Origin of the sequence: Gordonia sp. i37 (genome assembly GCF_002043085.1) — a bacterium.
Lineage (GTDB): Bacteria > Actinomycetota > Actinomycetes > Mycobacteriales > Mycobacteriaceae > Gordonia > Gordonia polyisoprenivorans.
This window is the reverse complement of sequence record NZ_MVPX01000666.1, coordinates 1-245: the sequence shown is the minus strand read 5'-3', so window position 1 is coordinate 245 and position 245 is coordinate 1. Positions and strand designations below refer to the sequence as shown.

Sequence of the window (245 nt, the reverse complement as noted above, 5' to 3'; positions counted from 1 at the left end):
GAGGTCGAGGTGTGGGGCTCGGTGATCGAGCACGCCGACAAACTCGCACGCGCCGAAGTGTCTCTGCAATTCAAGGTCTCCCGCAGCAAAGCCGGCAGCTGGATAGCGCTGGCGGACCTCCTCAAAGAACTCCCCCTGATCCGCGCTGCGTATTTGAACGGGGAACTGTCCACCAACCGGGCCTCGATCATGGCGCGCGCCGCCCAGCGTGGCGAGGACATCGACACCACCGACAGCGACAGCGT

General features: G+C 64.5%; 1 pseudogene. It reads left to right on the top strand.

The features are described from left to right. Positions 1–245, top strand: a pseudogene (locus B1964_RS29455) (HNH endonuclease); the annotation flags it as partial.